This is a genomic window from Burkholderia sp. B10 (assembly GCF_004368385.1).
In the GTDB taxonomy this organism is placed as follows: Bacteria; Pseudomonadota; Gammaproteobacteria; order Burkholderiales; family Burkholderiaceae; genus Burkholderia; species Burkholderia vietnamiensis.
This window is the reverse complement of sequence record NZ_PQMX01000012.1, coordinates 66,440-92,493: the sequence shown is the minus strand read 5'-3', so window position 1 is coordinate 92,493 and position 26,054 is coordinate 66,440. Positions and strand designations below refer to the sequence as shown.

Annotated in this window: 25 protein-coding genes and 1 pseudogene; 18 read left to right on the top strand and 8 right to left on the bottom strand. The window is 68.5% G+C overall.

Going from position 1 to position 26,054, the window contains the following annotated elements; translation table 11 throughout:
• Positions 1 to 72: 72 nt before the first annotated feature.
• Positions 73 to 882, top strand: coding sequence for a TlpA disulfide reductase family protein (locus tag C3Y15_RS09025; RefSeq protein ID WP_059460418.1), 810 nt, complete (start codon positions 73 to 75; stop codon positions 880 to 882).
• Positions 883 to 907: 25 nt separating this feature from the next.
• Here C3Y15_RS09025 and C3Y15_RS09020 read toward each other — a convergent pair whose 3' ends face one another.
• The gene (locus C3Y15_RS09020; protein WP_011881250.1) at positions 908 to 1,312 is read right to left on the bottom strand and encodes a hypothetical protein; all 405 of its coding nucleotides are present in this window, start codon (positions 1,310 to 1,312) and stop codon (positions 908 to 910) included.
• A 294-nt stretch (positions 1,313 to 1,606) separates the two neighbouring features.
• On the opposite strand from C3Y15_RS09020, the gene C3Y15_RS09015 reads away from it, so the two are divergent.
• A complete protein-coding gene (locus tag C3Y15_RS09015; protein WP_011881249.1) occupies positions 1,607 to 2,482 on the top strand; it encodes a mechanosensitive ion channel family protein in 876 nt (291 codons plus the stop codon).
• A 215-nt stretch (positions 2,483 to 2,697) separates the two neighbouring features.
• Here C3Y15_RS09015 and C3Y15_RS09010 read toward each other — a convergent pair whose 3' ends face one another.
• Complete coding sequence (locus tag C3Y15_RS09010) at positions 2,698 to 3,735, bottom strand: histone deacetylase family protein (RefSeq protein ID WP_011881248.1); 1,038 nt, start codon at positions 3,733 to 3,735, stop codon at positions 2,698 to 2,700.
• Between the two features lie 124 nt (positions 3,736 to 3,859).
• On the opposite strand from C3Y15_RS09010, the gene C3Y15_RS09005 reads away from it, so the two are divergent.
• From C3Y15_RS09005 to dbpA, 4 genes are all read left to right on the top strand, one after another.
• Complete coding sequence (locus C3Y15_RS09005; protein ID WP_014724347.1) at positions 3,860 to 4,348, top strand: Lrp/AsnC family transcriptional regulator; 489 nt, start codon at positions 3,860 to 3,862, stop codon at positions 4,346 to 4,348.
• 60 nt (positions 4,349 to 4,408) lie between these two features.
• A complete protein-coding gene (locus tag C3Y15_RS09000) occupies positions 4,409 to 4,729 on the top strand; it encodes a hypothetical protein (protein WP_014724346.1) in 321 nt (106 codons plus the stop codon).
• A gap of 409 nt (positions 4,730 to 5,138) precedes the next feature.
• Positions 5,139 to 5,336 carry a hypothetical protein gene (locus C3Y15_RS08995; RefSeq protein WP_011881245.1) on the top strand — a complete coding sequence of 66 codons (198 nt, stop codon included), beginning with the start codon at positions 5,139 to 5,141 and terminating at the stop codon, positions 5,334 to 5,336.
• Entirely contained in the window at positions 5,333 to 6,730 is a 1,398-nt protein-coding gene (gene dbpA / locus C3Y15_RS08990; RefSeq protein ID WP_014724345.1) for an ATP-dependent RNA helicase DbpA, read from the top strand. Before C3Y15_RS08995 ends, dbpA begins: the two co-directional genes overlap by 4 nt.
• A gap of 39 nt (positions 6,731 to 6,769) precedes the next feature.
• Here dbpA and C3Y15_RS08985 read toward each other — a convergent pair whose 3' ends face one another.
• Both C3Y15_RS08985 and C3Y15_RS31680 read right to left on the bottom strand, forming a co-directional pair.
• Positions 6,770 to 7,594 carry a PhnD/SsuA/transferrin family substrate-binding protein gene (locus tag C3Y15_RS08985; RefSeq protein WP_069246571.1) on the bottom strand — a complete coding sequence of 275 codons (825 nt, stop codon included), beginning with the start codon at positions 7,592 to 7,594 and terminating at the stop codon, positions 6,770 to 6,772.
• 151 nt (positions 7,595 to 7,745) lie between these two features.
• Positions 7,746 to 7,886: a hypothetical protein gene (locus tag C3Y15_RS31680; RefSeq protein ID WP_155121953.1), complete on the bottom strand. Its 141-nt coding sequence runs from the start codon at positions 7,884 to 7,886 to the stop codon at positions 7,746 to 7,748.
• 13 nt (positions 7,887 to 7,899) lie between these two features.
• Between C3Y15_RS31680 and C3Y15_RS08980 the strand changes: the two genes are divergently transcribed.
• Positions 7,900 to 8,925: a fatty acid desaturase gene (locus C3Y15_RS08980; RefSeq protein WP_011881242.1), complete on the top strand. Its 1,026-nt coding sequence runs from the start codon at positions 7,900 to 7,902 to the stop codon at positions 8,923 to 8,925.
• Here C3Y15_RS08980 and C3Y15_RS08975 read toward each other — a convergent pair.
• Positions 8,915 to 9,136 (bottom strand): hypothetical protein, encoded by a 222-nt coding sequence (locus C3Y15_RS08975; protein WP_124259667.1) that lies wholly within the window; start codon positions 9,134 to 9,136, stop codon positions 8,915 to 8,917. The two genes, C3Y15_RS08980 and C3Y15_RS08975, sit on opposite strands and share 11 nt — an antisense overlap.
• A 47-nt stretch (positions 9,137 to 9,183) precedes the next feature.
• On the opposite strand from C3Y15_RS08975, the gene C3Y15_RS08970 reads away from it, so the two are divergent.
• Positions 9,184 to 10,386: a benzoate/H(+) symporter BenE family transporter gene (locus tag C3Y15_RS08970; protein ID WP_034193707.1), complete on the top strand. Its 1,203-nt coding sequence runs from the start codon at positions 9,184 to 9,186 to the stop codon at positions 10,384 to 10,386.
• 32 nt (positions 10,387 to 10,418) lie between these two features.
• Here C3Y15_RS08970 and C3Y15_RS08965 read toward each other — a convergent pair whose 3' ends face one another.
• Both C3Y15_RS08965 and C3Y15_RS08960 read right to left on the bottom strand, forming a co-directional pair.
• Positions 10,419 to 11,306: an NAD(P)H-binding protein gene (locus tag C3Y15_RS08965; RefSeq protein ID WP_069246572.1), complete on the bottom strand. Its 888-nt coding sequence runs from the start codon at positions 11,304 to 11,306 to the stop codon at positions 10,419 to 10,421.
• 221 nt (positions 11,307 to 11,527) lie between these two features.
• Positions 11,528 to 12,403: an AraC family transcriptional regulator gene (locus tag C3Y15_RS08960; protein ID WP_045578317.1), complete on the bottom strand. Its 876-nt coding sequence runs from the start codon at positions 12,401 to 12,403 to the stop codon at positions 11,528 to 11,530.
• Positions 12,404 to 12,595: 192 nt separating this feature from the next.
• Between C3Y15_RS08960 and C3Y15_RS08955 the strand changes: the two genes are divergently transcribed.
• A complete protein-coding gene (locus tag C3Y15_RS08955; protein ID WP_059622495.1) occupies positions 12,596 to 12,793 on the top strand; it encodes a hypothetical protein in 198 nt (65 codons plus the stop codon).
• Between the two features lie 49 nt (positions 12,794 to 12,842).
• On the opposite strand, the gene C3Y15_RS08950 is transcribed toward C3Y15_RS08955, so the two are convergent.
• Positions 12,843 to 13,805, bottom strand: a complete 963-nt coding sequence (locus C3Y15_RS08950) for a LysR family transcriptional regulator (protein ID WP_011881237.1) — start codon at positions 13,803 to 13,805, stop codon at positions 12,843 to 12,845.
• A 100-nt stretch (positions 13,806 to 13,905) separates the two neighbouring features.
• Here C3Y15_RS08950 and C3Y15_RS08945 point away from each other — a divergent pair, with 100 nt between their 5' ends.
• The 9 genes and pseudogenes from C3Y15_RS08945 to C3Y15_RS08905 all read left to right on the top strand — a co-directional run bounded on the left by C3Y15_RS08945 (position 13,906) and on the right by C3Y15_RS08905 (position 26,054).
• Positions 13,906 to 15,264, top strand: a complete 1,359-nt coding sequence (locus tag C3Y15_RS08945; RefSeq protein ID WP_034193711.1) for an NAD(P)/FAD-dependent oxidoreductase — start codon at positions 13,906 to 13,908, stop codon at positions 15,262 to 15,264.
• Positions 15,265 to 15,581: 317 nt separating this feature from the next.
• A complete protein-coding gene (locus tag C3Y15_RS08940) occupies positions 15,582 to 16,016 on the top strand; it encodes a hypothetical protein (RefSeq protein WP_011881235.1) in 435 nt (144 codons plus the stop codon).
• A gap of 276 nt (positions 16,017 to 16,292) precedes the next feature.
• Positions 16,293 to 16,465: pseudogene (locus tag C3Y15_RS32215) on the top strand (histidine-type phosphatase); the annotation flags it as partial.
• Between the two features lie 97 nt (positions 16,466 to 16,562).
• Positions 16,563 to 16,853 carry a hypothetical protein gene (locus C3Y15_RS08935; RefSeq protein WP_011881233.1) on the top strand — a complete coding sequence of 97 codons (291 nt, stop codon included), beginning with the start codon at positions 16,563 to 16,565 and terminating at the stop codon, positions 16,851 to 16,853.
• Between the two features lie 445 nt (positions 16,854 to 17,298).
• Entirely contained in the window at positions 17,299 to 18,945 is a 1,647-nt protein-coding gene (locus C3Y15_RS08930) for an EAL domain-containing protein (protein WP_080484399.1), read from the top strand.
• 253 nt (positions 18,946 to 19,198) lie between these two features.
• Entirely contained in the window at positions 19,199 to 20,791 is a 1,593-nt protein-coding gene (locus C3Y15_RS08920; RefSeq protein WP_069239869.1) for an ATP-binding protein, read from the top strand.
• Positions 20,792 to 20,922: 131 nt separating this feature from the next.
• Positions 20,923 to 23,289 carry a DNA polymerase II gene (locus C3Y15_RS08915; RefSeq protein WP_124259665.1) on the top strand — a complete coding sequence of 789 codons (2,367 nt, stop codon included), beginning with the start codon at positions 20,923 to 20,925 and terminating at the stop codon, positions 23,287 to 23,289.
• A gap of 477 nt (positions 23,290 to 23,766) precedes the next feature.
• Complete coding sequence (locus C3Y15_RS08910; protein ID WP_124259664.1) at positions 23,767 to 25,833, top strand: FUSC family protein; 2,067 nt, start codon at positions 23,767 to 23,769, stop codon at positions 25,831 to 25,833.
• Complete coding sequence (locus C3Y15_RS08905) at positions 25,830 to 26,054, top strand: DUF1656 domain-containing protein (RefSeq protein WP_011881228.1); 225 nt, start codon at positions 25,830 to 25,832, stop codon at positions 26,052 to 26,054. The genes C3Y15_RS08910 and C3Y15_RS08905 overlap by 4 nt, the downstream gene beginning before the upstream one ends.

Genomic DNA, 26,054 nt, shown 5'->3' with positions numbered 1-26,054 from the left:
CGAAACGCCGCATCACGCGTCGACCGCGTCGCATTCACCGGTCGATCCCTCGTTCCCCGAAACTTTTCCTTCATGTTGAGCCTTGGTCCCTTCTCGATACGCGTCGTCGCGGTAGCCGCCGCGGCATTGCTGGCGTGGCTCGTTGCCCGCCTGATCCAGCGCCGCCCGCCTGACGGCCAGCACAAGAGCGCGTCGAGCCTGATCCTCGACGCGCTGCTGCTGGGGCTCGTCGCCGCCCGTATCGGCTATGTCGCGCAATGGTGGCGCGAATACGCGGCGACGCCGCGCTCGATCGTCGCGCTGGGCGACGGTGGCTTCGACTGGCGGATCGGCCTCGCAACCGCGCTGGTGTTCGCGGTGTGGCGGCTGCGCCGCCTTCCGGCTCTGCGCCGGCCCGTCGCCGCCGGCATCGTCGCCGGGCTGGCCGCATGGGGCATTGCGCTGGGCACGCTCGCGACGCTGCAGCGCAATGCGCCGCCGTTCGCCGCAATGCAGTTGCAGGCGCTCGATGGAGCGCCCGTGTTGCCGCAACGCTTTGCCGGCAAGCCGCTCGTCGTGAATCTATGGGCGACGTGGTGCGCGCCCTGCCGGCGCGAAATGCCGATTCTCGAACAGGTGCAGCGCGATCGGCCGGACATCACGGTGTTGATGCTCAATCAGGGAGAAAGCGCATCGGCGGTACGCGCGTTCCTCGCGCAGCAGGGGCTGCGCTTCGACACCGTGCTGCTCGATCCGACGCTGCGCGCGATGCATGCGTACGGATCGCGCGGCCTGCCCACGACGCTGTTCTTCAACGCGAAGGGCGAACTCGTCGAATCGCACATGGGTGAAATCACGGCCGCACGGCTGAAGGACGCCGCGGCGCAGCACTTCGGCCAGTGATGCGCGCGGCGCCCGGCGGCGACCGTCACGGCCGCGACATCACCATCACGCGCCCCGACACGCGCTGAAGCTTGAGCCAGCCGGTGTCGGCGGTAAAGCGGAGCTGCTGCAACGGGAAGTCGAACGACGCCTTCTGCGCCGCGCTGACCACCGCATCGGCGATCCACCGAATCAGTTCCTTGCCTTCGTCGGTGGTCTGGTGGCCGTTCTGCACGCCGTAGAAATAGCGATTGCCCGCGTTGACTTCGTTCTGCAGCTGCATCCAGTGGCCGGCCAGGCCGGGCAGCGTTCTGAACAGATCGGCGACGCGTTGCGTCGTCAGGCCGCGCGCCCACAACGCACCGTTCGTCGCCGGGCGCGCCAGGTTGTGTCGGTCTGCTTCCTGGGCCTGCTCCTTGATGTCGCCTCGCAGTGAGTCGGGTTTCGTCATCGCATTTTCCTCGTGAAGGCCCGTCGCGGGCCGGTTGATTGAAAAGCCGCTGAAACGCGCGCGCGCGCTGCCCGCACGATATCGCCAATCCGGAAAATGTTCGCCTGTCAGGTGTATCAGGCCGCGCACGCGCGCGCACGATCGGCGCGACACTGCATGCGTCCCGCCCGGTTGCGTTCGCGCCGCGCACGGGAAGGTTGTACAGTCGAGGGCTGCCGACGTGCGAGCGCAGCGCCGTCCGACGACGAGCCGTGCATCACGTCGCGCCTTTTGTCATCGAACCGGAATCCCGTCATGTTTCTCGATCATCTTCATCCGGAACGCTGGACGTTCCTGTGGAACGCGTTGTCGACGCTTTCGATCAGGCTTTGCGCCGGCCTCGCGTTGCTCGTCGTCGGCTGGTGGCTGTCGAAGCGCATCGGCAACTGGCTGAACCGTCTGCTCGCGAACAAGGAGCGCGTGGACGTCACGCTGCGCCCGATCCTCTGCGACGTCGCCGTGTGGGGCATCCGCATCGTCGCGATCGTCGGCGCGCTGTCGCAGCTCGGCATCGAAACCGCGAGCATCGTCGCGGTGCTCGGCGCGGCCGGCCTCGCGATCGGCCTCGCGCTGCAAGGCACGATGCAGAACATCGCGGCCGGCATCATGCTGTTGCTGCTGCGGCCGTTCAAGGTCGGCGACTACATCGACGGCGGCACCGGCGTCGCGGGCACCGTGGACGAGGTCGGCCTGTTCATGACACGGCTGACCAAACCCGACGGCATCTGCGAATACGTGCCGAACAGCGCGCTGTGGGGCAGCTCGATCCGCAACTACACGCGCAATCCGACGCGCCGTCTCGATCTCGAAGTGGAGGTGTCGGTGCACGACGACATCGATCGTGCACTCGGCGCGCTGCGCGCGCTGGCCGAAGCCGACCCCGACGTGCTGAGCGATCCTGCGCCCGACGTGATGGTGATGCGCTTCGACGACAGCACCGCGATCGCGAACGTGCGCGTGTGGACCCACACCGACAAGTTCTGGGCGACCCGCTGGCGTCTCGCGCGCCAGGTGCGCAAGACGCTCGACGATGCGGACTGCGCACTGCCGATCCGCACCCGCGAGCTGCATATCGTGCACGACGCCGAGCAGCAACGACGCGCCGATCCGCATCGCGCGCAGGTGTCGTGAGGCGGCGCGGTGCATGACCGCGCGTATCGCGCGAGGACACGCCGCGCGATACGCTCCGGCATGCGCGGCGTCGCGTACGTCACGTAATTCGTACCTCGATCGGTTGCCCGCATGGTCGCGCGGCTGCGCGGCGCAGCGGGCGCTCGATCGGCATCGCCGCTGCTCGCCGAAGCGGCGGTTCAGCGGTTCAGCGGTTCAACAACGCAGCGAAACGCCTACGCCCGCCCTTCGAAACCAAGCAACACGTTCACCGCATTCACGCCGATTTCGTCGACCATATACCCGCCTTCCATCACGAACAGCGTCGGCACGCGCAGCCGCGCGAGCGCCTCGCCGATGCGCAGGTAGTCGGGCGAGCGCAGCTTGAAGTGGCTGATCGGGTCGTGCTCGAACGTGTCGACGCCGAGCGATACGACCAGCAGATCGGGCGCATGCGCGGCGACCGCTGCCGCCGCGTGCTCGAGCGCACGCGCATACGCGTCCCACTGCGTGCCCTTCGGCAACGGCAGATTCAGGTTGAAGCCGTCGCCCGCGCCGCTGCCGCGCTCGTGCGCGTAGCCGGAGAAGTACGGATAGCACACGGCCGGCTCGCCGTGGATCGACGCGAACAGCACGTCCGCGCGATCGTAGAAGATGTCCTGCGTGCCGTTGCCGTGGTGGAAATCGACGTCGACTATCGCAACGCGCGCAGCGCCGCTCGCGATGCCGCGCTGCGCGGCGATCGCCGCGTTGTTCAGATAGCAGTAACCGCCCATGTATTCGCGACCCGCATGATGACCGGGCGGCCGGCACAGCGCGAACGCCGCACGCGCGCCGCCGTTCGACAGCAGGTCCGCCGCGGTAAGCGCGGAATTCGCGCTCGCGCGCACGGCGTCCCACGTGCCGGCATTGATCGGCGCACCGGCGTCCATCGCGAAGAAGCCGAGCTTGCCGTCGATGAAATCGGGCAGCGCCGCCGCCGACGGCATCGCGCGCACCGGCCACACCAGCGGCAGCGCCTGGCAGCTGCGGCCGCTCGCGGCCCACTCGTCCCACGCACCGGCAAGAAACTCGACGTAACGCGCGCTGTGCGCGCCGGCGTAGCAGGCGGGGTCGAACGCGCGCGGCACGAGCACGTCGCCGAGGCCCGCCGCGCGCACCTGCGCGAGCACCGTCTCGGCGCGCAGCGGGTTTTCGAACGAATCGGTGATCGCGCCGTCTTTCAGTTCGACGCCGCGATGCAGATGGTGATCGCTGCTATAGATCGTGAGCATGGTTGGCCGTTCCAGTGAAACGCGTGACTGAGGCGACAGTCTATCGACGCCCGATGGCGATTGTTTTGCTTTCGACTTCGCCGTTTCCTACAATTTCGAAAAAACCGCCTACGGAGATCACTCAATGAGCAAAAATCGCGCTCCGCTCGAACTGGACGGCGTCGACCGCGCGATGCTGCGCATGCTGCAGGACGACGGCGCGCTATCGAATGCGACGCTCGGCGAGCGCCTGTCGTTGAGCGTCACGCCATGCTGGCGGCGGCGCAAGCGGCTCGAGGACGAACGGGTGATCACCGGCTATCAGGCCAATCTCGACCGCCGCGCGCTCGGAATGAACGTGTTCGCGTTCGTGCACGTCACGTTCAACATGCATTCGGACCAGGACGCCGATCATTTCGAGGACGTGATGCGCAGTCACGACGAAGTGACGTCGTGCCACAAGATCACCGGCGCGGCCGACTACATTCTTCAGGTGGTCGCGTCCGATCTCGACGCGTATGCCACGTTCGTCGAACGCGTGCTGAGGAAGCAGGCCGGCGTGTCGTCGATTCAGTCGAGCCTCGCGCTGCGCGAGGTGAAGTTCTCGTCGCGCGTGCCGGTGCCCGATGCGTAAGCGTCCGTTCCCGCCCGCGCCGGCATCCGCGTCGATCGTCATCCCATGGAGCACCCCGTCATGAAACCCGTCATGCCTTCCGTCTCGCTCGCCGCCGCATTCGCGCTCGCGCTCGCATTGACCGCCTGCACCACCGAACCGCCGTCGCCGCTTCCACCGGACGTCGCCGGACGGTCCGCGCCGAGCACGCAGACCGCCCAGGTCACGCCGCCCGCACTCGGCGGCGATCGCGACGCGCACGGCTGCATCGGCTCGGCCGGCTACGCGTGGTGCGCGCACACGCAGCAATGCGAGCGTCCATGGGAGCTCGCGCACGCGCGCGGCTTCGCGAACAGCGCGCAGGCGTACGAGCAGTTCTGCGGGAACGGCGTCGCGAATTGACCTGAGGCAGGCGCGAACGCCGGCCCGCGATGCCGCGCCGCGGCTCGACGATCGGCGGGCGCGCTTCGCGCCGTGCCGCGAGCGCACAGGTCGGGCCGCACGCGTTCGCTTTCCGTCGTTGCGGCCGCGTCCGGGCCGCCGCAACCGGCCGGCCGCGGCATTCGCGCCGTTGCGCGCTGCCGCCGTATCGGCCCGCTCGCCGCGCGCCCGCCCGAATGCCCGACTGCCGGTGCGCCGCATCCGCTAGAATTGCGGGCACGCGCGACGCCGTCGCCGCCCGCTCCACCCATCCGCATCGCCGCGGTCCCCGCGACCGCCGGTGCGGCCCGCGCCCGAGCCGCGCGAGCGCCGCACGCCGTTGCCGCGCCCGCCGGGCGCGCCACCAACCGAATTCAGCTGGAGAAAAACCGTGTTTACCTGCCGAAACCAGAGCTGCGGCACGCAGTGGGAGACGTCCGACGTCGTGATCAAGGACGAAGGCCAGGGGCTGCTGTTCCGCTGCCCGCTATGCGGCGCACGCAACTATCTCGAGCGCTTCGAAGCCGAAGACGGCACGGTCGTCTACGAGCAGATGGCCGGCCGCCCCTACCTCGGAGATGTCGAATGACGCAGCCCGCCGCCACGCCGTTCAGCGCGCTGCCGCTGACGCCCGCGACGCTCGCGAACCTCACTCAGCTCGGCTACGTCGACATGACGCCGATCCAGGCCGCGAGCCTGCCGATCGCGCTGGCCGGGCACGACCTGATCGCGCAGGCGAAGACGGGCAGCGGCAAGACCGCCGCATTCTCGCTCGCGCTGCTGTCGCGCCTCGACGCGCGTCGCTTCGACGTGCAGGCGATGATCCTGTGCCCGACGCGCGAGCTCGCCGACCAGGTCGCGCAGGAAGTGCGCCGCCTCGCGCGCGCCGAGGAGAACGTCAAGGTGCTGACGCTGTGCGGCGGCACGCCGATGCGTCCGCAGGCGCAGAGCCTCGAGCACGGCGCGCACGTCGTCGTCGGCACGCCGGGCCGCATCATGGACCACCTCGAGCGCGGCAACCTGAAGCTCGACGCGCTGAACACGCTCGTGCTCGACGAAGCCGATCGGATGCTCGACATGGGCTTCTTCGACGACATCGTGAAAGTCGCACGGATGTGCCCGGCGACGCGTCAGACGCTGCTGTTTTCCGCGACCTATCCGGACGGCATCGCGAAGCTGAGCCAGCAATTCCTGCGCAACCCGAAGGAAGTGAAGCTCGCGGAGCGCCACGACGACAGCAAGATCCGCCAGCGCTTCTACGAAGTGACGGACACCGAGCGTCTGCATGCGGTCGGCCAGTTGCTGAACCACTACCGGCCGGTCAGCACGATCGCGTTCTGCAACACCAAGCAGCAATGCCGCGACCTGCTCGACGTGCTGCACGCGCAGGGCTTCCATGCGCTCGCGCTGCACGGCGAGCTCGAACAGCGCGAACGCGATCAGGTGCTGATCCAGTTCGCGAACCGCAGCTGCTCGGTGCTCGTCGCGACCGACGTCGCCGCGCGCGGGCTCGACATCGCGCAGCTCGAGGCGGTGATCAACGTCGACGTGACGCCCGACCCCGAAGTGCACGTGCACCGGATCGGCCGCACCGGCCGGGCCGACCAGGAAGGCTGGGCGCTGAGCCTGGCGAGCATGGACGAGATGGGCCGGGTCGGCGCGATCGAGCAGGCGCAGAAGCGCGACGTCGAATGGCATTCGCTCGCGGAACTGAAGCCCGCCGACGAAGGCACGCTGCTGCCGCCGATGGAAACGCTGCAGATCCTCGGCGGACGCAAGGACAAGATCCGCCCGGGCGACGTGCTCGGCGCGCTGACCGGCGATGCCGGCTTCGACGGCAAGCAGATCGGCAAGATCAACGTGACGGAGTTCTCGACCTACGTCGCGATCGAGCGCGGCGTCGCGCGCGACGCGCTGCGCAAGCTCAATGCCGGGAAGATCAAGGGCAAGCGCGTCAAGGTGCGCCTGATGGACGACGAATGACCGCAAGCGGTGCGGCGCTTCGAGCGCCGCACCGCCGCGTCATGCCAGCACCGGATAGCCGCGCGCCGCCGCCCGCTGCGCGAACTGCGCAATCGCGTCGTATGCGTGCGGCGCCACACTCTCGAACCCCTTCAGCCTCAGCACGCGCGCGCGGTCGCGATCGACCGTGACCGCATGCGCGAGCGCATCCCGTAGCGGCTTCACCAGCCCGCCGTCGAGCGCCTTCGACGCAATCAGCGGCAACCCCGGCGCCGGCGCCGTCATGCCGACGATCCGGATCTCGTCCAGCAACGCCGGCAGCGCATCGCCCACGTACGCGAACGTCACGCAGTCGATCGCCGCGCAATCGGCGTGGCCGGCGGCGAGCGCGCGCAGCACGTTCAGGTGCGAGCCGAACGACGCGACCGAAGCGAAGAAACGTCCGTCATGCGCGTGCGGCGCGACTGCATCGCGCAACGCATTCATCCCGCTGTGCGAATCGTCGCCGTTGATGGCCGCGCGTAGGCCGCGACACGCGGCCAGCGTCGTCGCGCCGCGCGCCTGCGCGCGCGCCGACACGACCAGCACGCTGCTGTAGCGTGCGCCGTGGCAGCCGGGCGCATCGAACGCGGGCGTCGCGATCAGATGCACGGTTTCGTTCAGCCCGAGCATCCGGTACGGATAGCCGCAGGTCTGCGACAGCAGCAGGTCGTTGCGGCGCCACAGCGCATTCAGATCGTCGAACGGCTCGCCGGGCAGCGCGACGTCGACCGGCCCGCCGGCACGCGCGAACGCATCGAGCGCGTCACGCAGCAACGCGCGCCACAGCGCGCCGTGGCGCGGCGTCACGTTGTACATCGGCAGTGCGGCGATCCATTGGTTCATGCGCGCATTCTACGCAGCGGCGCTGCACCGCGGGAAGCACGCTCGATCGAACTTCCGCAGGCACCGAAACACGAGCGCGCGAACGATGCTTATGCGCCGCGCGGCGATAAGCAAATGCGAAACGCTTGGTTGGCGCGCCGACGCCGCGCCGTTAGCGTTCAAATGGCGCGGCGCCGTCGGATTCCGCCCTGGTGACGGCCGCCACCGGCGAAACACCTGCGGGCACATCGAGCGTGCGCTGCATCGACGCATTCGTCCGCTTGCCGCCTTTCGCGCCGACGGCGCACTTCATCCCGTTTCACACCATGGCCGAATACTTCGACGTCGACCACGCGCGCGCGATCGCCGCGCTCGACGCCCGCTTCACCGCCCGCACCGAGTGGCCGACCTGGCTGCTGATCGTCGCGATCTACGGCGGCTGGCTCGCCGTGCTGCTGCTCGTGCGCGCCGGCCATTTGTCGCTTGGGGCCGCGACGCCGCCGCTGATCCTGCTCGGCGCGTGGCACATGTCGCTGCAGCACGAACTGCTGCACGGGCATCCGACCCGCTGCGCGTTCGTGAACCGGCTGCTGGGCTATCCGCCGCTGACGATCTGGTATCCATACACGCTGTATCGCGACACGCACCTCGACCATCACCGCGACGAGGATCTCACCGTGCCCGGCGTCGACCCGGAATCGAACTACGTGTCGCGCGAGCAGTGGGCGCGGCTGCCGCGCTGGCGACGCGCGCTGACGGTGGCGCGCAACACCTTCGTCGGGCGCCTCGTGTTCGGGCCGCCGACGAGCGTCGCGGCGACGTTCGCCGACGCACTGCGCAGGTTCCGGCGCGGCGACTTCCACTACCTGCCGATGTGGGCCGCGCACGCCGCGTGCGTGGCCGCACTGCTCGCGTGGCTGCAACGGGCGATCGGCATGCCGTGGTGGTACTACGTACTGGCCGTCGCGTGGCCCGCGCTGTCGGTCGCGATGATCCGGTCGCTGTTCGAGCATCGCGCCGCGCGGCAGCCGAAGGCGCGCATCGCGATCAACGAGGCCGGCTTCGCGATGCGCCTGCTGTATCTGAACAACAACTACCATCTCGTGCATCACGACCTGCCGAAGCTGCCGTGGTACGACCTGCCGCGTGCGTACCGGATGCGCCGCGACGCGTATGCGCAAAAATGCGGCGGCTTCGTGATCCGCGGCGGCTATCGCGAACTGCTCGCGCGCCATGCGTGGACGCCGACCGACGCGCCCGTGCATCCGTTCGAGCGCGGCACCGCATCGCTGTCCACAGGCTGCGGCGCGACGGTCGCCGTGGTCGACGGGTATCTCCGGATCAGTACCTGACGCACGTCATGCGCGCGAGCGCGTAGCGCGTCGGTCGCGTCGCGAAGCCGCCCGTTGCGGCGGCCGTTGCGCGCAACGGCGCGCCGTCCACGCCCCCTGCGCATTCCTTACGAAACGCCGACGCCAGCGCAATGCGGCGCTCTACCGCCGAATTGCCAATTGCGTCGGCAATGGCCAGAATGACGGCTCGTCCGGAGCCGCCCACGATCATTCGCTCCGCCTCCGCCCGCGGCCGCGCGCCGCCCTCTCCGAACGACGATGCAACCCAACTCCTCACCCGGCGCGGTCCGCTCGATCGGCAACGACTGGTCGGTGTCCGCGATCACCGCGGGCTTTCTGGCGGTGCTGATTTCCTATGCGGGTCCGCTCGCGATCCTGTTCCAGGCATCGCAGGCCGCGCACGTATCGAACGAGATGGTCGCGTCGTGGGTCTGGGCGATTTCGATCGGCGCGGGCGTGTCGGGCCTGTTCGCTAGCTGGAAGCTGAAGGTGCCGGTGATCACCGCGTGGTCGGCGCCCGGCACCGCGCTGCTCGTCGGCCTGTTTCCGCAACTGTCGCTGAACCAGGCCGTCGGCGCCTACCTGACGGCCGCGGCGATCATGCTGGCGATCGGCGTGAGCGGCGGTTTCGACCGTCTGGTCCGCCATATTCCGCGCGGCATCGCGTGCGGGATGATGGCCGGCATCCTGCTGCCGTTCGGCATGCATGCGTTCTCGGCCGCGACCGCGCAGCCGGTGCTCGGCTTCGGGATGATCGGCGCGTACGTGATTTTCAGGCGCCTGCTGCCGCGCTACAGCATCGTGCTGGTGCTGCTGACGGGCGCCGCGCTCGCGACGCTGCTGGGGATCGCGCACATCGGCAACGTATCGCCGAGCATCACGCGGCCCGTGTTCATCGCGCCGGAATGGACGCTCGGCACCACGCTCAGCCTCGCGTTGCCGCTGGTCGTCGTCAGTCTCACCGGCCAGTTCCTGCCGGGGATGACGATCCTGCGCGTCTCGGGCTACCACACCAGCGCCCGGCCGATCATCGCCGCGACCGGCGTGATGTCGCTCGTCGTCGCCTGCTTCGGCGGGATCACGATCGTCGTCGCGGCGATCACCGCGGCGCTGTGCACCGGCAAGGATGCGCACGAGGATCCGGACCGCCGCTATGTCGCGGGCATCGCGAACGGGGTGATCTATCTGATCGGCGGGATCTTCGCGGGGACGATCGTCACGCTGTTCTTCGCGCTGCCGAAGGCGTTCGTCGCGATCCTCGCGGGGCTCGCGCTGATCGGTGCGATCGGCGCGAACGTGCACGGGATCTTCGAGGACGACGCGCACCGCGACGCGTCGGTGATCACGTTCCTCGCGACCGCATCGGGGATGACGTGGCTGGGGCTCGGGTCCGCGTTCTGGGGCATCGTGATCGGGTCGGCCGCGTATGCGGCGTCAAGCCGGGTGCGCCGCCACGCGTGACGCGACGCGCGCGCATCGGCGCAGACGTCGGCTCAGCGCGTGTGCTCGCGCAGCAGCGCCGCGATCGCCTGCTCCGGTGACGTTGCGCCGTAGACGCGCTCCGACACGCCGGCCTCGACGTCGATCTGTCCTGCGTTGTGCGCGTCGTAGAGATCGACGATCAGCTTTGCATGAAGTTCGCTGAGACCGGCGCGCAACAGCGTAGCGGTCCATGCGTCGCGCGGCAGCTCCTGCGCGACGATCGCGCGGCCGACACGTTCGGCGAGCGCATGGGCGATGTCGCGCACGTTCACGCGCCGCGGCCCCTCGATGCTGACGATGCGCAACGCCGTACGCGCCGCGGCCGGCTCGGTCAGCAGCCGCGCGGCCGCGATGCCCACGTCTTGCGCCCAGACCGTCGGAAACACCTTGTCGAGCGGATGATGAAAGCTCGGCAGCACGCCGGTGGCCAGCGCGACCGGCAGCACGCGCGCCCAGTTCTGCAGGTGTTCGGCCGAGCGCAGCAGCGTGAGCTGCGTCGGGATCGTCTTGAACGCCGCTTCGAGCCGATGAAAGAGCCGCGTGATGCCCGTGTTGCCGTCACGCTCCGCGCCGTAATCCGACAACGCGAGCAGCGCCGGCGGCGCAGCGGCGACGAGCGCGCCGGTCACGACGTCGATGATCCGCTCCATCGACGCGGCCGGGTCGCGCTCGGCGGCGGGCACCGGACACAGCATCTGCACGGCCTGCGCGCCGTCGAGCGCCGCGGCGACGGCCCGTGCGTCGGTCAGATCGGCGATCGCCACCTCGCAGCCGAGTTGCACGAAGCGCTCGCACCGGCTTGCGTCGCGCAGGACGGCGCGAACCGGATGGCCTGCGCTGCGCAGGGCCGTGACGGCCGACAAACCGACATTGCCTGTTGCGCCGAAAATCACGAACACGATTCGCTCCTTGGGGGATGACGTTGCGGTGATTGTCGCGGTGCGCGACTCGGATGGCGCGCACGGATGGATGAAGCGAGCAGGAATGGATGACGCGATGGTCGGGGCGCGCGCGGGTGGACGGCGTGAGCTGCGGCTCGGTGGATGTTATCGGAGGCGCGCTGTCAGGTTGGCGTTGCCATTCACGCTGCCCTTACCGCCATCAACCTCCTAAGCCCGCGTCAGCCCGCCCTTCCCCCCGCGCGCGCAATTTCGGTCGGCGTCGCGCCGAGCACGCGATTCATCCAGTTCGCCATGTGGCTCTGGTGCGCAAAGCCGGCCTCGAGCGCGATCTGGCTGATGCTGAGCCGTCCTTCGAGCAGCAGCGTCTTGGCCCGCTCGACGCGCCGCCGCACGACGTACTGATGCACCGGCATCCCGAGCGTCGCGCGAAACAGCACCTTGAAATGCGGCACGCTGATCGACACGAGCGCCGCGAGTTCGGCGAGCGTCATGCGGCGTTCGAGGTTCGCCTCGACGTAATCGATCACGCGCGACGCCGCCTTCGGCGTCAGCATGGGCGTGCGCTCGCGTAGCGCCGGACGGCTGTCGGCCAGCCGCGCGACGAGCGCCGTGCACAGGCTCTCCGCATAGAGCGGGTCTGATGCGTCCGCCGCGTCGAGTTCGGCGGCCAGCGCCCACGCGATGTGCTGCAGCCGCGGATCGCGCACCTGCAGCCGCCGGCGGATCTGGGCGTGCGCGGGCTTCAGTTCGAGTTGCTCGAACGTGCTCCGCACGAACGTGTCGCTCAGCGCGATGTACAGGACCCGGCAATCGGCGCTGTCGGTCCACCGGCCCGGCAGCCCTGCGGGGATCACGTCGACGTCGCCATGCGCCTGGATGCGCGACACGCGCTCGCCGTCGCATACGCAATCCGCGCGCACGGGCGAGCCGACGTGCACGCCGATGCGGTGATGCTCGGCGGCCGGAATCCGGTACGTGCCCGCGCGTATTTCCAGCAGCGATGCGCCGAAGCCGCACCATCCGAGCCCCCGGCTGGAGCGCAGCGTGATGGGGACGCCTTCGTCGGGTGGCGCGGCGAGAATCGGATCGCTCATGATTTCCCTCCACCGAAGCGGATACAGATCGCGCATTGTGACGCCTTTTCGGCGCGCTTGCCGGGCCTGCGCGGTCACTTCGACGTCGCGTCGGAAAAGATCATCCGTTTCTGCTCGGGCCAATCCTTGCGTGCGCGCCAATCGCAGCCGCGCCGCCTACGATGGGCGAATCCGACACCTACGGAGACCGAGATGCCCCGTTCATGCCCGCCGCATGCGGCGTTTGCCGCCACTTCATCGTCCCGCGCAGTGCGCCTGCGTGCGCTTGGCGCGTCGCGCGACCACAGCCCGACCCTTGCCGAACGCTGCCTGCGCGTGATCGGCTGGCACCGGCTCGAGCGACTGCTCGCGTCGATTCCCGACAGCAACGACGACTTCGGCATCGTCTGACGGCGGCGCCGCACGGCACGGCCCGTATCGGGCCGCTTGCATCACCCACTCACATCGCCTGCTTCCGCCGCCGATCGTGCGGCGCGACCGTCGCGCCGTCGATCACCGGCGCGCCCTGCTTGATCAGGAAATCGCGGAACAGCCCGGTCACCTGCGAGATGCGGCGATCGGCGAGCGTAACCACGTACCACTCACGCTCGATCGGGTTGCCGGGAAACGGCAATTGCCCGAGCAGCCCCGTGCGCAACTCGAGCGCGCATGCGTGCAGCGACAGGAACGCAATGCCGAGCCCGGCTTCGGCCATCTGCTTGATCGCCTCGTTGCTCGACAGTTCCGAGCCCACGTGGAACCGGTAGCCGGCCGTCTTGAACAGCGTCTCGACGGTCGAGCGCGTGCCCGCGCCGCGTTCACGCACGAGCAGGTGGGCGGATTCGAGATCCTTCAGCGTGACGCGCTTGCGCTGCATCAGCGGATGCGTCGGCGCGGCGACGAACACCATCGGATGCTTCGCGAATTCGACCGCGTGCGTGCGCAGCTCCTTCGGCGCGCTGCCCATCACCGCGAGATCGATTTCATGCGTGGCGAGCATGCGGATGATGTCGTCGCGGTTGCCGACCTTGAAATAGGTCTTCACGTGCGGACGCGTCGCGGTGAATTTGACGAGCAACGGCGGAATCAGATACTCGGCGGTCGTGATCGCGCCGATGCGCAGCGTGCCGCCGAGATCGCCCGTCAGCGCGGCCACCTCGTCGCCGGCCTCGCTCCACAGATGCAGGATCTCGCGCGCGTAGCGCGCGACGATTTCGCCGGCCGCGGTCAGCTGCACACCGCGCCCCACCCGCTGCAGCAAAGCGGCGCCCACCGCCTCCTCGAGCAGCCGAACCTGCAGCGATACGGCGGGCTGCGTCAGGTTCAGCTCCTCGGCCGCGCGGGACACGCTGCCGAGCCGCGCAATCATGTCGAGCGCCTTCAACTGCCGGAACGTTGCGGTCTTTCCTATAAGTGAATACATATGAGTCGCTTATAAACATTAAATTGTTTGCGCAGGTTCGAAACTATATCGTCGGTTCCTGAGGAATGTCATTCGAATCATCATCAAGCGGGAGCCCAACATGAACCACAACACGCACACCGTTGCAACGGACCGCGCACCACCCACGCCGCGCATCGTGATCGTCGGCGGCGGGGCCGGCGGCCTGCAACTCGCGACGCGCCTCGGCGACACGGTCGGGCGCCGCGGGCAGGCCGAAGTCGTGCTCGTCGACCGCTACCCGACGCACTTCTGGAAGCCGCTGCTGCACGAAGCCGCATCCGGCCATCGCGATCCGGCCACGCACACGATCGAATACGTCGCGCAGGCGAAGCGCCACGGCTTCCGGTTCGTGCAGGGCGCGCTGCAGGCGCTCGACCGCGCGACGCGCACGGTGACGATCGCCGCCGTGCACGACGCCGACGGCACCGAGATCCTGCCGCAGCGCGAACTCGGCTACGACGACCTCGTGCTCGCCGTCGGCAGCGTGACGAACTTTTTCAACGTTCCGGGCGCGGCCCGCCACGCGCTGCCGCTCGAAAACCTCGACCAGGCGGAAGATTTTCGGCGCAAGTTCCTCGCCGCATGCACGCGGGCCAACCACGCGGCCGAGCAGCATCCGGCGCGGCGCGCGGCACCGGTCTGCATCAGCGTGATCGGCGCGGGCGCGACGGGCGTCGAACTGGCCGCGGCGCTGCGTCACGCGGTCCAGCAACTGACGACGTATCGCTTCAAGGCGCTGGTGTCCACGCGCGACGTGCACATCCGGCTGATCGAAGGCGGGGCGCGCATCCTGCCGGCGCTCGACGAGCGGCTGTCGGCGCGCATGCATGCGCAGTTGCGCACGCTGAGCGTCGACGTGCTGACGGATACGCGCGTCGCGCAAGTCGATGCCGACGCGGTCACGACCGCGACCGGCGAGCGGCTGGCGAGCGACATCACGATCTGGGCGGCCGGCGTGGCCGGCCCCGCGATCCTGCGGGAGCTCGGCGGTATCGCGCTCAACCGGTCGAACCAGGTGATCGTGACCGACACGCTGCAAACGCCCGACGATGCGCACGTGTATGCGTTCGGCGATTGCGCCGCGTGCCCGTCGGCCGATGCGCTGAGCGTGCTGCCGCCGCGCGCGCAGGTCGCGCACCAGCAGGCCGTGTACCTCGGCGACGCGTTCGCGCGGCGCCTCGCCGGCAAGCCGGTGGCGCGCTTCGCGTTCCGCGATGCGGGCACCGTGGTGTCGCTCGGCCACACCGGCGCCGTCTATCAGGCCGACTTCGGCGCGCGGCCGCGCTCGGTGATCGTCGACGGGCTCGCCGCGATCGGGCTGTACAAGTTCCTGTACCGCAAGCATCTGTTCAGCGTGTACGGACTGAAGCGCGCGCTGTTCCAGTCGCTCGGGCACTGGCTGCAACGCCGCAACCAGCCGTCGATCAAGCTGCACTGAGCGCGGCTTGCACGGTGCCGCAACACCGCGTATCGCGCGCACCACGCGATACGCGGCCCGCTGCGGCGCACGGCCGTGGTGCAGCGATCGGCTGCGCATGTTTGGTGCATCGGGCGAAGGCCGTCGCGCCGATGCCGAACCTGCGTGTCGTGCTGCATCGCGCACTTCCGCACCAGTCATGGCCCGCGATGCCATTCATTAGTCGAATCGTATGGGTCGGATATAAATATTAATTGGTCGCATATTCCGGATCGACGCTAAGGTGTCGAGCATTCCCGTCCGCGAACGGATCGTCACGTGTCAGGAGAGGAATCACCGTGGTCATTGAAGCCATCGTCACCCGTCTCGATGCTGCATTCGCGCAGATCGAAGCGACACCCGATTCGCACGAAGCACGCAACCAGCGCGACGCCATCATCCAGTGGCTCGACAGCGCATCCGAGCAAGGCTATCGGCTCGGCCTCGTCACGACGCTGCCGGCCGCCCGCCTCAGCGACATGTTCGAGGGGCAGTTCGGCCGCGCGACCCTCGACCGCTTCGCGGTCGTCGTGACCGACGCCGATCAGCAGGATGCCGCAGCGAACCGCCATCCGTTCGACGTCGCGCTGCAAGCGCTCGGCGTACCGCCCGAATGCGCGGTGGGCGTCGCCAGCAGCGAGCCGGAGCGCCGCGAAGCCGAGATCTTCGGCCTGTCGCGATGCATGCGCGTCACCGATACGATGCACGCGCTCGCATCGGCAAGCGTGCACTGAACCGCGCGCGTTCATACGGATACACTCGGCTGGTCGGGCGCGATGGCGCGCCATGCCGATCATCGTCTGACGACGCGCTGGCATTTTTGCCGTCAAAGTCGGCTGCGACATTCGCCGGCTTGATCGATTTCTTCCCGAGGCGGGACGGTGCGTGCATCGTCTCGCTCGTCGCGCAACGGCGCCGGTTCACCGATACACAGAAGGTTGTGACACCAAGACGAAGATCGCTGCGGCGGTCGACGCGGTGAACGGTCGCCGTCATCGGAAAGGCTGAACGTCCGCGACGCGGAGCCTGTCACGTACCGGATGACAAAGCGGCTGCATGACGATTTCTTCAACGTGGTCGATGCAATCGCACTCGGCGGCCCGATACGCGCCGCAACGCTGCGCTCCCATTCGCATCCGTCATGGGCCTGAAGAACGCTTTCATGGCAACGCCGCACGCGCGGCTACGGTCCAACGCGGAACCGCATGCGAACAGCCAGCGGCCGCGCCGAAACTCCGCCGACACCGCGAGGTCGAACGAGCATCGTCGGAGAAAGTGACATGAACCACACCGCCCCGCTCGCCATCCTGCTCGTGCTCGTTGCCGCCAGCTCGCCCGCATACGCCGACGCGAGCGCCAACATCCCCACCGCGCAGGTTCCGCCGCAGCAGAAGAACTGCGTGCCGTCCTCCAGCGTGCGTCAGCCTTCGAATCGGCCGCCGATCCGCGTATGCGTCGGCGATTCCGACACGCAGCTGAACCTGCCGTGGTTCGTCACCGACGTGCTCACCGCCGTGGACACGCGTCAATCGCCTCGCGCCCTGTTGCACCGGATGCGCGACGATTTCTGAATCCCGGCGCGCCGGACGCTTCGGCCTACAGCGCGCCATAACGCGGCGTTCCCGGATTGGCCGCGGTATCACCCAGATAACCGACGTTCATACGAGATAGGCGGCTGATGGCAACGTATGCGCCGTCCCACGAATATTTACGATCACACGTTAATCTACGACACAGCATTCAATTAACAAACTACGATCAACAATTGAGGGATCCATCGTATACTTGCCGCACACCGTCCTCGTGCCAAAAGAAGGTGGGTTCCGCCCGGCCGCATTCGATGCGGCCGGGTTTTTTTACGCGCCATCAATATATATGCATAATCGATGTATGTTATGGAGAGCCGCGTCGAACCCGTGTCCCCGCATCGTTATCGCTTCGCGTGTGTCGCGAGCGTAGAATCGACTGACGTCCCGCTACCGGCGCGGACCGCCGCGCTCCGGCCAGGCACGGCGAATGCTTCGCGCCCATTCATCGACCGGTTCGACGAGCATGCCCATACGGACAACAACGAGCGCGACCCGACGAACGTCCGCGTCCACGCCGGGCGCGAAGCCGGTATTCCATCGCGCCGACGCCGCGCAGCACATCGTGTTGCCGATTGCCCTCCTCGCCTGCATCGTCGTGCTCGTCCTCGCGCTCGTCATGGCCGACCGCATGGCGCGCGACTCGGTCACGCGCCACGAGCGCACGGTCGCGACCGATATCGCGATCTCGATCGACCATATCCTCGACGGCGTGCGCTCACGGCATCCCGGCGAACTCGACGCGCTGATCGGCCGGCCCTGCGCCAGCGTGTCCAGAACGCTCGCCGAAGTGGCCACGCGCCTGCGCTACCTCCGTGCGGTCGGACTGGTCAACGGCGGCCGCGTCACCTGCTCGTCCGCGCTCGGCCCGGTCGATGTTCCGCTCGACGTTTACACGCGCACGCCGGCGTCGGCCGGCACGACGCTCGCGCTGCTGGAGCAGACGCCGTTTCAGCGCGGCGTGCCGGTGCTCGCGGTCGTGCGGGCGGCAACGCCGGGCTCGGGCGTGCTGTACCTGATCGAAGGCGACTATGTGGCCGACATGCTCGCGTACGGCGCGCGCTTCGGCGCGGCGACGGCCACGCTGTCGGTCGCGGGCTGGGGCGGCCTCGATCAGCGCGGCCGCTTCATGCCGCCGCACCCGGCGGCCGCGCCGGCGGGCAGCGCGATCACGTCGAGCGCGTGGCCGTTCACGGTGTCGGTCGCGGCGTCGCAACCGTACGTCTCGCAGGTGTATCGGCGCTATCGGCTCGTCTGCCTGACGATCGCGCTGCTCGTGAACGGTCTCGTCGCGGCCGCGTACCTGCTGGCGATGGCGCCGCGCCGGCTGCTGCTGAAGGCGGTCCGCCACGCGCTCAAGCGCGGCGAGCTTCACGTCGTCTACCAGCCGATCGTCGACGTCGAGACGCGCCGAACGGTCGGCGTCGAGGCGCTGCTGCGCTGGCAGCATCCCAAATGGGGGGCCATCGGTCCGGCGGCATTCGTCCCCGAGGTCGAGTCGAGCTCGATCCTGCCGAAGATCACCGAATTCGTGCTGCGCACGGCCGTGTCGGAACTGGCCGACCTGGCGCCGTCGACGCCGCTGCGCATCGCGATCAACATCGCGCCGCAGGACCTCGAACGGCCGCGCTTCGTCGCCCTCGTCGCCGAGGCGATTCGCCGGCTGCCGCCGGGATGCACGCTGGTGCTCGAAGTCACCGAGCGCGTCCTGCTCGAGAAGAATGCACGCACGACGGAGATGTTCGCCGCGCTGCGCGCGACGGGCGCGAAGTTCGCGATCGACGATTTCGGCACGCATCACAGCAATCTCGACCTGCTGTCGCGCTTTCCGTTCGACTACGTGAAGATCGATCGCCAGTTCATCTCGCAGCTGACGACCGGCAACGCCAGGCTGATCGAGGGCATCGCGGCGCTGGCGCGCCATTACGACGTGACCGTCATCGCCGAGGGCGTGGAGACGGAGGAGCAGCATCGCGCACTACGCGCCGTCGGCGTGCAATATGCGCAGGGCTTTCTGTATCACCGGCCGCAAGACCCGGAGAATTTGAAGCGCGATTTCGCGGCGATGCCGGCCTGAGCGCGCCGCGTCGCGCGCCCGCGTGCGGGCGCCGTCGCGAGGCGGCGCCGACGGGCCGCGGTGCTGGTGCTGGTGCTGGTGCTGGTGCTGGTGCTGGTGCTGGTGCTGGTGCTGGTGCTGCTGCAAACGCCCACGCGAGCATCAACGCCAACGCCGAAGCGAGCACCAATCCCCATCGCGGCCCAGCCAGCGACGAACCCACCGCACCGCGACCGAGCACGCGGCGCAACCGCCACGCAGAACGAGTATCCCGATGACGCCAGACCATCCGCCGCCCATCCCTTCGAACCGCGAGCCGGTCGCGCACGATCAGCCGCTGCTCCACCGCTACGCGGAGTTCCGGTTCCAGACGGTCGTCTCGTCGATCACCGACTATGCGGTGTTCATGCTCGACACGCACGGCAACGTCGCGACGTGGAACGCGGGCGCGGAGCGCATCAAGGGCTACCGCGAGGACGAGATCGTCGGCCGCCATTTCTCGCGCTTCTATCCGCCCGACGCGATCGCCGCCGGCCGCCCGGCTCAGGCGCTCGAAACCGCGGTCGCGTCCGGGCACTTCCAGGACGAAAGCTGGCGCGTCCGCAAGGACGGTTCGCGCTTCTGGGCCAGCGTGACGATCACGGCCGTGCGCGACGAGTCGAACACACTACGCGGCTTCATCAAGATCACGCGCGACATGACCGAGCGCAAGCGCGTCGAGGAACTGGAAACGGCCACGCGGCGGCTCGACGTGTTCATCGCGACACTCGCGCACGAGTTGCGCAACCAGCTCGCACCGCTGCAGCACACGATCGGCATCCTTCACAGCCTGCCGGCGGCCGGGCTTGGCCCCGCGCTCACGCAATGCAAGGACATCGCCGAGCGGCAGATCGGCCAGCTCGTGCGGCTCGTCGACGATCTGCTCGACATCGGCCGCATCAAGACCGACAAGGTGGATCTGCAGCAAGCGCCACTGAACGTGCGCGACATCGTCTATCGCAGCGTGCAGAGCATCCAGCCGAAGGTCGATGCACGCGGACAGCGCATCGTCGTGCGCCTGCCACCCGCGCCGGTGATCGTGCGCGGCGACGACGTGCGGCTCGTGCAGGTGCTGTACAACCTGCTCGACAACGCATCGAAGTATTCGCCGAACGGCGAGCACATCGAAGTCCACGTGCGCACCGAGGCGAGCGTGGTCGCGATCGACGTCGTCGATCGCGGGATCGGCATCGTCCCCGGCGCGCAGGAGTCGATCTTCGAGCTGTTCGAACAGGACAGCAGCGCGGGCCGCCTTGCGGCCGGCGGGCTCGGTCTCGGCCTCGCGATCTGCCGCAAATTCGTCGGCCTGCACGGCGGCAGCATCACCGCCGACAGCGCCGGCATCGGCAAGGGTTCGTCGTTTACCGTGCGGCTGCCGCTCGCGCAGCCGGCCGAACGCGTCGAGCCGGCGCGCGTCGCACCGGCACCGCTCACGACGCGCCCGCTGCGCATCCTGGTCGTCGACGACAATCGCGAGGCAGCCGACACCCTCGCCGTCCTGCTGCAAATCAAGGGCCACACGGCGCGTGTCGCCTACCACGCACGCGATGCGGTATCGCTCGCGCGCGACTTCGCACCGCAGCTGATGCTGATCGACCTGAGCATGCCCGACGTCAACGGCTTCGAGCTGCTGCGTGAACTGAACGCGACGCGCATCGCGCCCGATGCATTCCGTGTCGCGCTGTCGGGGCACGTGCGCTCGTCCGATCGCAAGGAAACCGCCGACGCCGGCTTCGACGACCATTTCGCGAAGCCGATTCCGATCGAGGCGCTCGATGCGTTGCTCGCGCGCGTCGACGCCGCTGCGCAGCGCCACGGCCAAGGTTGAGCACGCTGCTCGATGCGGCACGCGCAACGCGCGGCCCGCCCGCGCCGCCTGACGCCATCGACGCACGCGCGGCGGCCGGCACGCGCAAGCGCTAAAATTCGCCGCCTGGGCATCCACGACGAGCGAGCGTTTTGACGGAGTTCGAGCAGGGTTTCATCCTCACCCGCCACTGGTGGGACACCGCGTCCGGCATCGAGATCGAGTTCTGGCTGGCAACCGAACACGGTCCGCGCCGGGTGCGGTTGCGCCCGCAGGAAGCCGTCGCGTTCGTGCCGGCGCAGCAGCAGGCGCTCGCCGAGCGCGCGCTGGCCGGCGAGCGCGATGCCGAATGGCGTCCGCTCGCGCTGCGCGACTTTCGTCAGCGCCCGGTGGCCGGCCTCTACTGCCGTCGCTACCGCCATCTGAGCGCACTGCAGAAGCGCCTCGCGTCGGCCGGCGTCGACGTGTACGAAGCCGACGTGCAGCCGCCCGACCGCTACACGATGGAGCGCTTCATCACCGCGCCCGTGCTGTTTCGCGGCGCCGTCGCCGCCGACGGCACGCTGACCGACGGCGAACTGAAACCGGCGGCCGATTACCGGCCGACGCTGCGCTGCGTGTCGCTCGACATCGAGACGAGCGTGAACGGCGAGCTGTATTCGATCGCGCTCGAAGGCTGCGGACAGCGACAGGTCTACATGCTCGGGCCGCCGAACGGCGACGCGCGGGCCATCGACTTTCGCCTCGACTACTGCGACAGCCGCGCCGAGCTTCTCGCGCGGCTCAACGACTGGTTCGCCGAGCACGATCCCGATGCGGTGATCGGCTGGAACCTCGTGCAATTCGACCTGCGCATCCTGCACGCGCACGCGCAGCAGTACGGCGTCGCGCTGAAACTCGGGCGCGGCGGCAGCCTGCTGGAATGGCGCGCGCACGGCCAGCAGCCCGATCACTTCTTCGCGGGCGCGGCCGGGCGCCTGATCCTCGACGGCATCGACATGCTGAAATCGGCGACGTGGACGTTTCCGTCGTTCAGCCTTGAATACGTGTCGCAGGCGCTGCTCGGCGAAGGCAAGTCGATCGACAACCCATATCAGCGGATGGACGAGATCCAGCGCCGCTTCGACCACGACAAGCCGGCGCTCGCGCACTACAACCTGAAGGACTGCGAGCTCGTCACGCGAATCTTCGCGAAGGCCGACCTGCTGTCGTTCGCGCTCGAGCGCGCGACCGTCACGGGCCTCGCGGCCGACCGCACGGGCGGCTCGGTCGCGGCGTTCACGCATCTGTACCTGCCGCGCATGCACCGGCTCGGCTACGTCGCGCCGAACCTCGGCGACGTGACCGGCCAGAACAGCCCCGGCGGCTTCGTGATGGACTCGCGGCCCGGCCTGTACGACTCGGTGCTCGTGTTCGACTACAAGAGCCTCTATCCGTCGATCATCCGCACGTTCCTGATCGATCCGGCCGGCCTGATCGAAGGGCTCGCGCATCCGGACGATGCGGCATCGGTGCCCGGCTTTCTCGGCGCGCGCTTCTCGCGCACCGCGCATTGCCTGCCCGACATCGCGCGACGCGTGTCGGAAGGCCGCGACGAAGCGAAACGCCGGCGCAACGCGCCGCTGTCGCAGGCGCTGAAGATCATCATGAATTCGTTCTACGGCGTGCTCGGCTCGACCGGCTGCCGCTTCTTCGATCCGCGGCTCGCGTCGTCGATCACGATGCGCGGCCACGAGATCATGCATCGCACGCGCGAGCTGATCGAGGCACAGGGCTACGAGGTGATCTACGGCGACACCGATTCGACGTTCGTGTGGCTCGGCCGCGCACACGACGACGACGCGGCGGCCACCACCGGCCGCGCGCTCGTCGCGCAAGTGAACAGTTGGTGGCGCACGCATCTGCGCGAACGCTACGGGCTCGACAGCGCGCTCGAGCTGCAATACGAGCGGCACTACCACCGCTTCCTGATGCCGACCGTGCGCGGTGCGGAGGAAGGCAGCAAGAAGCGCTACGCGGGCCTCGCGCGCGCGGCGGACGGCGGCGGCGATCTCGTCTTCAAGGGGCTCGAAACGGTGCGCACCGACTGGACGCCGCTCGCGCAGACGTTCCAGCGCGAACTGTACCGGCGCGTGTTCAAGCGCGAGCCGTACCAGGATTTCATCCGCGACTACGTCAGGCGCACGCTCGCCGGCGAATACGATGCGCAGCTGATCTATCGAAAGCGGCTGCGCCGGCCGTTGAGCGAATATCAGCGCAACGTGCCGCCGCACGTGCGCGCCGCGCGGATCGCCGACGAATTCAACCAGGCGCGCGGGCGTCCGCTGCAGTACCAGCGCGGCGGGTGGATCAGCTACGTGATGACGACCGCCGGCCCGGAGCCGCTCGAAACGATGCGCTCGCCGATCGACTACGCGTTCTACGTGAGCCGCCAGCTGCAGCCGGTCGCCGATGCGATCCTGCCGTTCCTGCGCGACGATTTCGAACGCGTGATCTCCGGCCAGGGGCAATTGTTCTGACGTCGCGCGGCTGCGCGAGCGGCCGTTCCTTCATACGGTTGCGCGTGCAACCGCCTCGCCTGTATCCGCCGTGTGCCGATCGGCATTCCGACGGCCGCGTGCATCGAGCGATAAGTAAAACCGATCGACCCGGTCGGAAATCCGACTTGGACGGCGCGCACGCCGCAGCGCACAATTTCGTCCATCGCAATCGAATGAAACCCTGATCCTTCGCAATGCGTTTTCGTGGCGCCGCGCTGAACGACCGCGTATCGCCACACGCTTGAATAACAAGGAAAAGGCGCGCTCGCCGTGCTTGAAATGCCTCCAACGAACCATCCCTGCGTGCGCCGCCGCGTTCGCGCACGCTCCGTTTCCGTCCGCCGCGACGCATGCTGCCCACCGGTGCCGCACGACATGACGTGCGGCACGCCGCCTCCGGCGCCGTAACGCGCCCGCAGCAAACACTACTCCCCCGTCTCGCCCGAGGAAACCGACGTGTCGCAAGCCACCGTCGCGCCGCTACGGCCGCGCGCCCCCTTCTCCATCGATCCGAGAAAGCTGCTGTTCTCGGTCACCACCTTCGTCGCGGCCGCGCTCGTGCTGCTGATCTCGTTCGCCGTCAGCTTTCCGCGCCCGTGGTGGGCGCTGCTCACGGTATACGTGACCGCACAGCCGATGGCCGGCACGTTCCGACCGAAGACCATCTATCGCGTGGCCGGCATCGCGACCGGCGCGATCGTCACCGTTGCGGTCGCACCCAATCTGCAGAACTCGCCGGCGCTGCTGGTGCTGTGCCTCGCGCTGTGGATCGGCTTCTGCATCTATCTCGCGGTGCTCGATCGCACGCCGCGCGCGTTCCTGTTCCAAATGGCGGCGTTCAGCTCGGCCGTGATCTGCTTTCCGTATCTCGACGATCCGACCAACATCTTCATCACCGCCGTGTCGCGCGTCGAGGAAATGTCGGTCGCGATCCTGTGCGTGACGATCGCGCACCGCGTCGTGAAGCCCGCGAACAACCGGCCGGTGATTCACGAACGCGCGCTGTCGTTTCTCGGCGATGCATGCCGCTGGACCGCCGAGGCGTTCGGCACCCGCCACGCGCGCCTCGAACACGCGCATCGCCGCAAGCTCGCCGCCGATGTGACGGAGCTCGGCATCATCGCGACGGCGCTGCCGTTCGATCAGCGCTTCGCGCTCGCGACGCGCGACACCGTCACCGCATTGCAGCACCGCCTTGCCGCGCTGCTGTCGATCGCGTCGGCCGCGGCGAACCGGCTCGACCAGCTGCGCGCGCTGAACGCGGTCGATGCGGACACCGCCGCGCTCGTCGACGCGGTGATCGCCGACCTGCACGCGTCGCAGGAGGTCGGCGACGCGCTCGACGCCGGCCTCGCCGCGCGCTGCCGCGCCCTTGCCGCCGAGCGGCTGCACGATTCGACGTGGACGTCGCCGCTCGCCGCGAGCCTGTTCGACCGCACCGCCGATTTCATCGACACGCTGCACGCGGCGCGCACGCTGGTGCGCAGCTTCGCCGCAAGCGACGCCGAGCTCGCGCGCCACCTGACGCCCGCGGACGCCACGCGCCGCTTCGCGCTCGCGCGCGATCACGGGCTCGCGCTGCTCGCCGGCGCGGCGACGGCCACCGCGATCGTCATCTACTGCGCGGTGTGGATTCTCCTCGCCTGGCCGAACGGGTCCGCGACCGCCGCCTTCGCCGCGCTCGTCACCTGCTCGTTCGCGGCGCAGGACGATCCGGCGCCGATGATCAGCCGCTACCTCGTGTCGACGCTCGTCACGTTTCCGCTCGCCGCGCTGTACCTGTTCGTGATCCTGCCGCGGGTCGACGGCGCCGGGATGCTGATCCTGACGCTCGCGCCGGCGCTCGTCTGGATGGGCTACATCCAGGCCGATCCCGCACGCACCGCGCGCGCGTTTCCGATGTTCTCCTGCTTCATCGTCGCCATGGGCTTTCTCGATCGTTTCCAGGCCGACTTCGCGCTGTTCCTCAACACGGGGCTCGCGCAGGTCGGCGGCATCGCCACGACGCTGGTCGTGAGCAAACTGTTCCGCTCGGCCAGCACGCGCTGGACCGCATACCGGATCGTGCGCCAGAACTGGGCCGATCTCGCGCAGATGGCCGACCCGCGCCGGCCGCTCGATGCGGCCACGTGGACGGCGCGCGCGATCGACCGGCTCGGTCAGGTCGCAACACGCATGGCGTTCGCCGATCCGGACGACGCGTTGCACGCGGTCGACGGGCTGAGCGACCTGCGCATCGGCCGCAACATCATCCAGGCGCGCGAGGGGCTCGATCGAGGCGACGCGAATACGCGCCCGGCAATCGAGGCCGCGCTCGCGCAGGTGTCGAACCTGTATCGCGCGCGCGCCGACGCCCGCCATCCGATTGCAGCCGACGCAACGCTGATGCGCGCGCTGAATCGCGCGATCGCGGCCGTCGCGCGCGACCCCGCCGGCCGCGACGACGCCACGCTGCTCGCGCTGGTCGGCATGCGCTGCAACCTGTTTCCGCATGTTCAACTCGTCGAAGGAACGACGCGATGATCGAAGAGATCCACATTTTCGGCATCTACATGCCATCCGCGCTCGCCTGGGCCGTCGTCGCGCTCGGCGTCACGTTCATGCTGCGCGGGATGCTGGTGCGGCTGCGCCTGCACCTGCTGCTGTGGCAGCCCGCACTGCTCGAACTGGCCGCCTTCTTCGCGCTGTGGTGGGGTATCGCCCGCATTGCCGACGCCTGTCTCCCGCATCGACTCCTCTCCTGA

What these genes read in the sequence shown, in the direction of transcription:
- C3Y15_RS09025 (WP_059460418.1), top strand. Translation starts at nt 73, where the DNA reads ATGTTGAGCCTTGGTCCCTTCTCGATACGCGTCGTCGCGGTAGCCGCC.
- C3Y15_RS09020 (WP_011881250.1), bottom strand. Translation starts at nt 1,312, where the DNA reads ATGACGAAACCCGACTCACTGCGAGGCGACATCAAGGAGCAGGCCCAG.
- C3Y15_RS09015 (WP_011881249.1), top strand. Translation starts at nt 1,607, where the DNA reads ATGTTTCTCGATCATCTTCATCCGGAACGCTGGACGTTCCTGTGGAAC.
- C3Y15_RS09010 (WP_011881248.1), bottom strand. Translation starts at nt 3,735, where the DNA reads ATGCTCACGATCTATAGCAGCGATCACCATCTGCATCGCGGCGTCGAA.
- C3Y15_RS09005 (WP_014724347.1), top strand. Translation starts at nt 3,860, where the DNA reads ATGAGCAAAAATCGCGCTCCGCTCGAACTGGACGGCGTCGACCGCGCG.
- C3Y15_RS09000 (WP_014724346.1), top strand. Translation starts at nt 4,409, where the DNA reads ATGAAACCCGTCATGCCTTCCGTCTCGCTCGCCGCCGCATTCGCGCTC.
- dbpA (WP_014724345.1), top strand. Translation starts at nt 5,333, where the DNA reads ATGACGCAGCCCGCCGCCACGCCGTTCAGCGCGCTGCCGCTGACGCCC.
- C3Y15_RS08985 (WP_069246571.1), bottom strand. Translation starts at nt 7,594, where the DNA reads ATGAACCAATGGATCGCCGCACTGCCGATGTACAACGTGACGCCGCGC.
- C3Y15_RS31680 (WP_155121953.1), bottom strand. Translation starts at nt 7,886, where the DNA reads ATGAAGTGCGCCGTCGGCGCGAAAGGCGGCAAGCGGACGAATGCGTCG.
- C3Y15_RS08980 (WP_011881242.1), top strand. Translation starts at nt 7,900, where the DNA reads ATGGCCGAATACTTCGACGTCGACCACGCGCGCGCGATCGCCGCGCTC.
- C3Y15_RS08975 (WP_124259667.1), bottom strand. Translation starts at nt 9,136, where the DNA reads ATGATCGTGGGCGGCTCCGGACGAGCCGTCATTCTGGCCATTGCCGAC.
- C3Y15_RS08970 (WP_034193707.1), top strand. Translation starts at nt 9,184, where the DNA reads ATGCAACCCAACTCCTCACCCGGCGCGGTCCGCTCGATCGGCAACGAC.
- C3Y15_RS08960 (WP_045578317.1), bottom strand. Translation starts at nt 12,403, where the DNA reads ATGAGCGATCCGATTCTCGCCGCGCCACCCGACGAAGGCGTCCCCATC.
- C3Y15_RS08955 (WP_059622495.1), top strand. Translation starts at nt 12,596, where the DNA reads ATGCCCCGTTCATGCCCGCCGCATGCGGCGTTTGCCGCCACTTCATCG.
- C3Y15_RS08950 (WP_011881237.1), bottom strand. Translation starts at nt 13,805, where the DNA reads ATGTATTCACTTATAGGAAAGACCGCAACGTTCCGGCAGTTGAAGGCG.
- C3Y15_RS08945 (WP_034193711.1), top strand. Translation starts at nt 13,906, where the DNA reads ATGAACCACAACACGCACACCGTTGCAACGGACCGCGCACCACCCACG.
- C3Y15_RS08935 (WP_011881233.1), top strand. Translation starts at nt 16,563, where the DNA reads ATGAACCACACCGCCCCGCTCGCCATCCTGCTCGTGCTCGTTGCCGCC.
- C3Y15_RS08930 (WP_080484399.1), top strand. Translation starts at nt 17,299, where the DNA reads ATGCTTCGCGCCCATTCATCGACCGGTTCGACGAGCATGCCCATACGG.
- C3Y15_RS08920 (WP_069239869.1), top strand. Translation starts at nt 19,199, where the DNA reads ATGACGCCAGACCATCCGCCGCCCATCCCTTCGAACCGCGAGCCGGTC.
- C3Y15_RS08905 (WP_011881228.1), top strand. Translation starts at nt 25,830, where the DNA reads ATGATCGAAGAGATCCACATTTTCGGCATCTACATGCCATCCGCGCTC.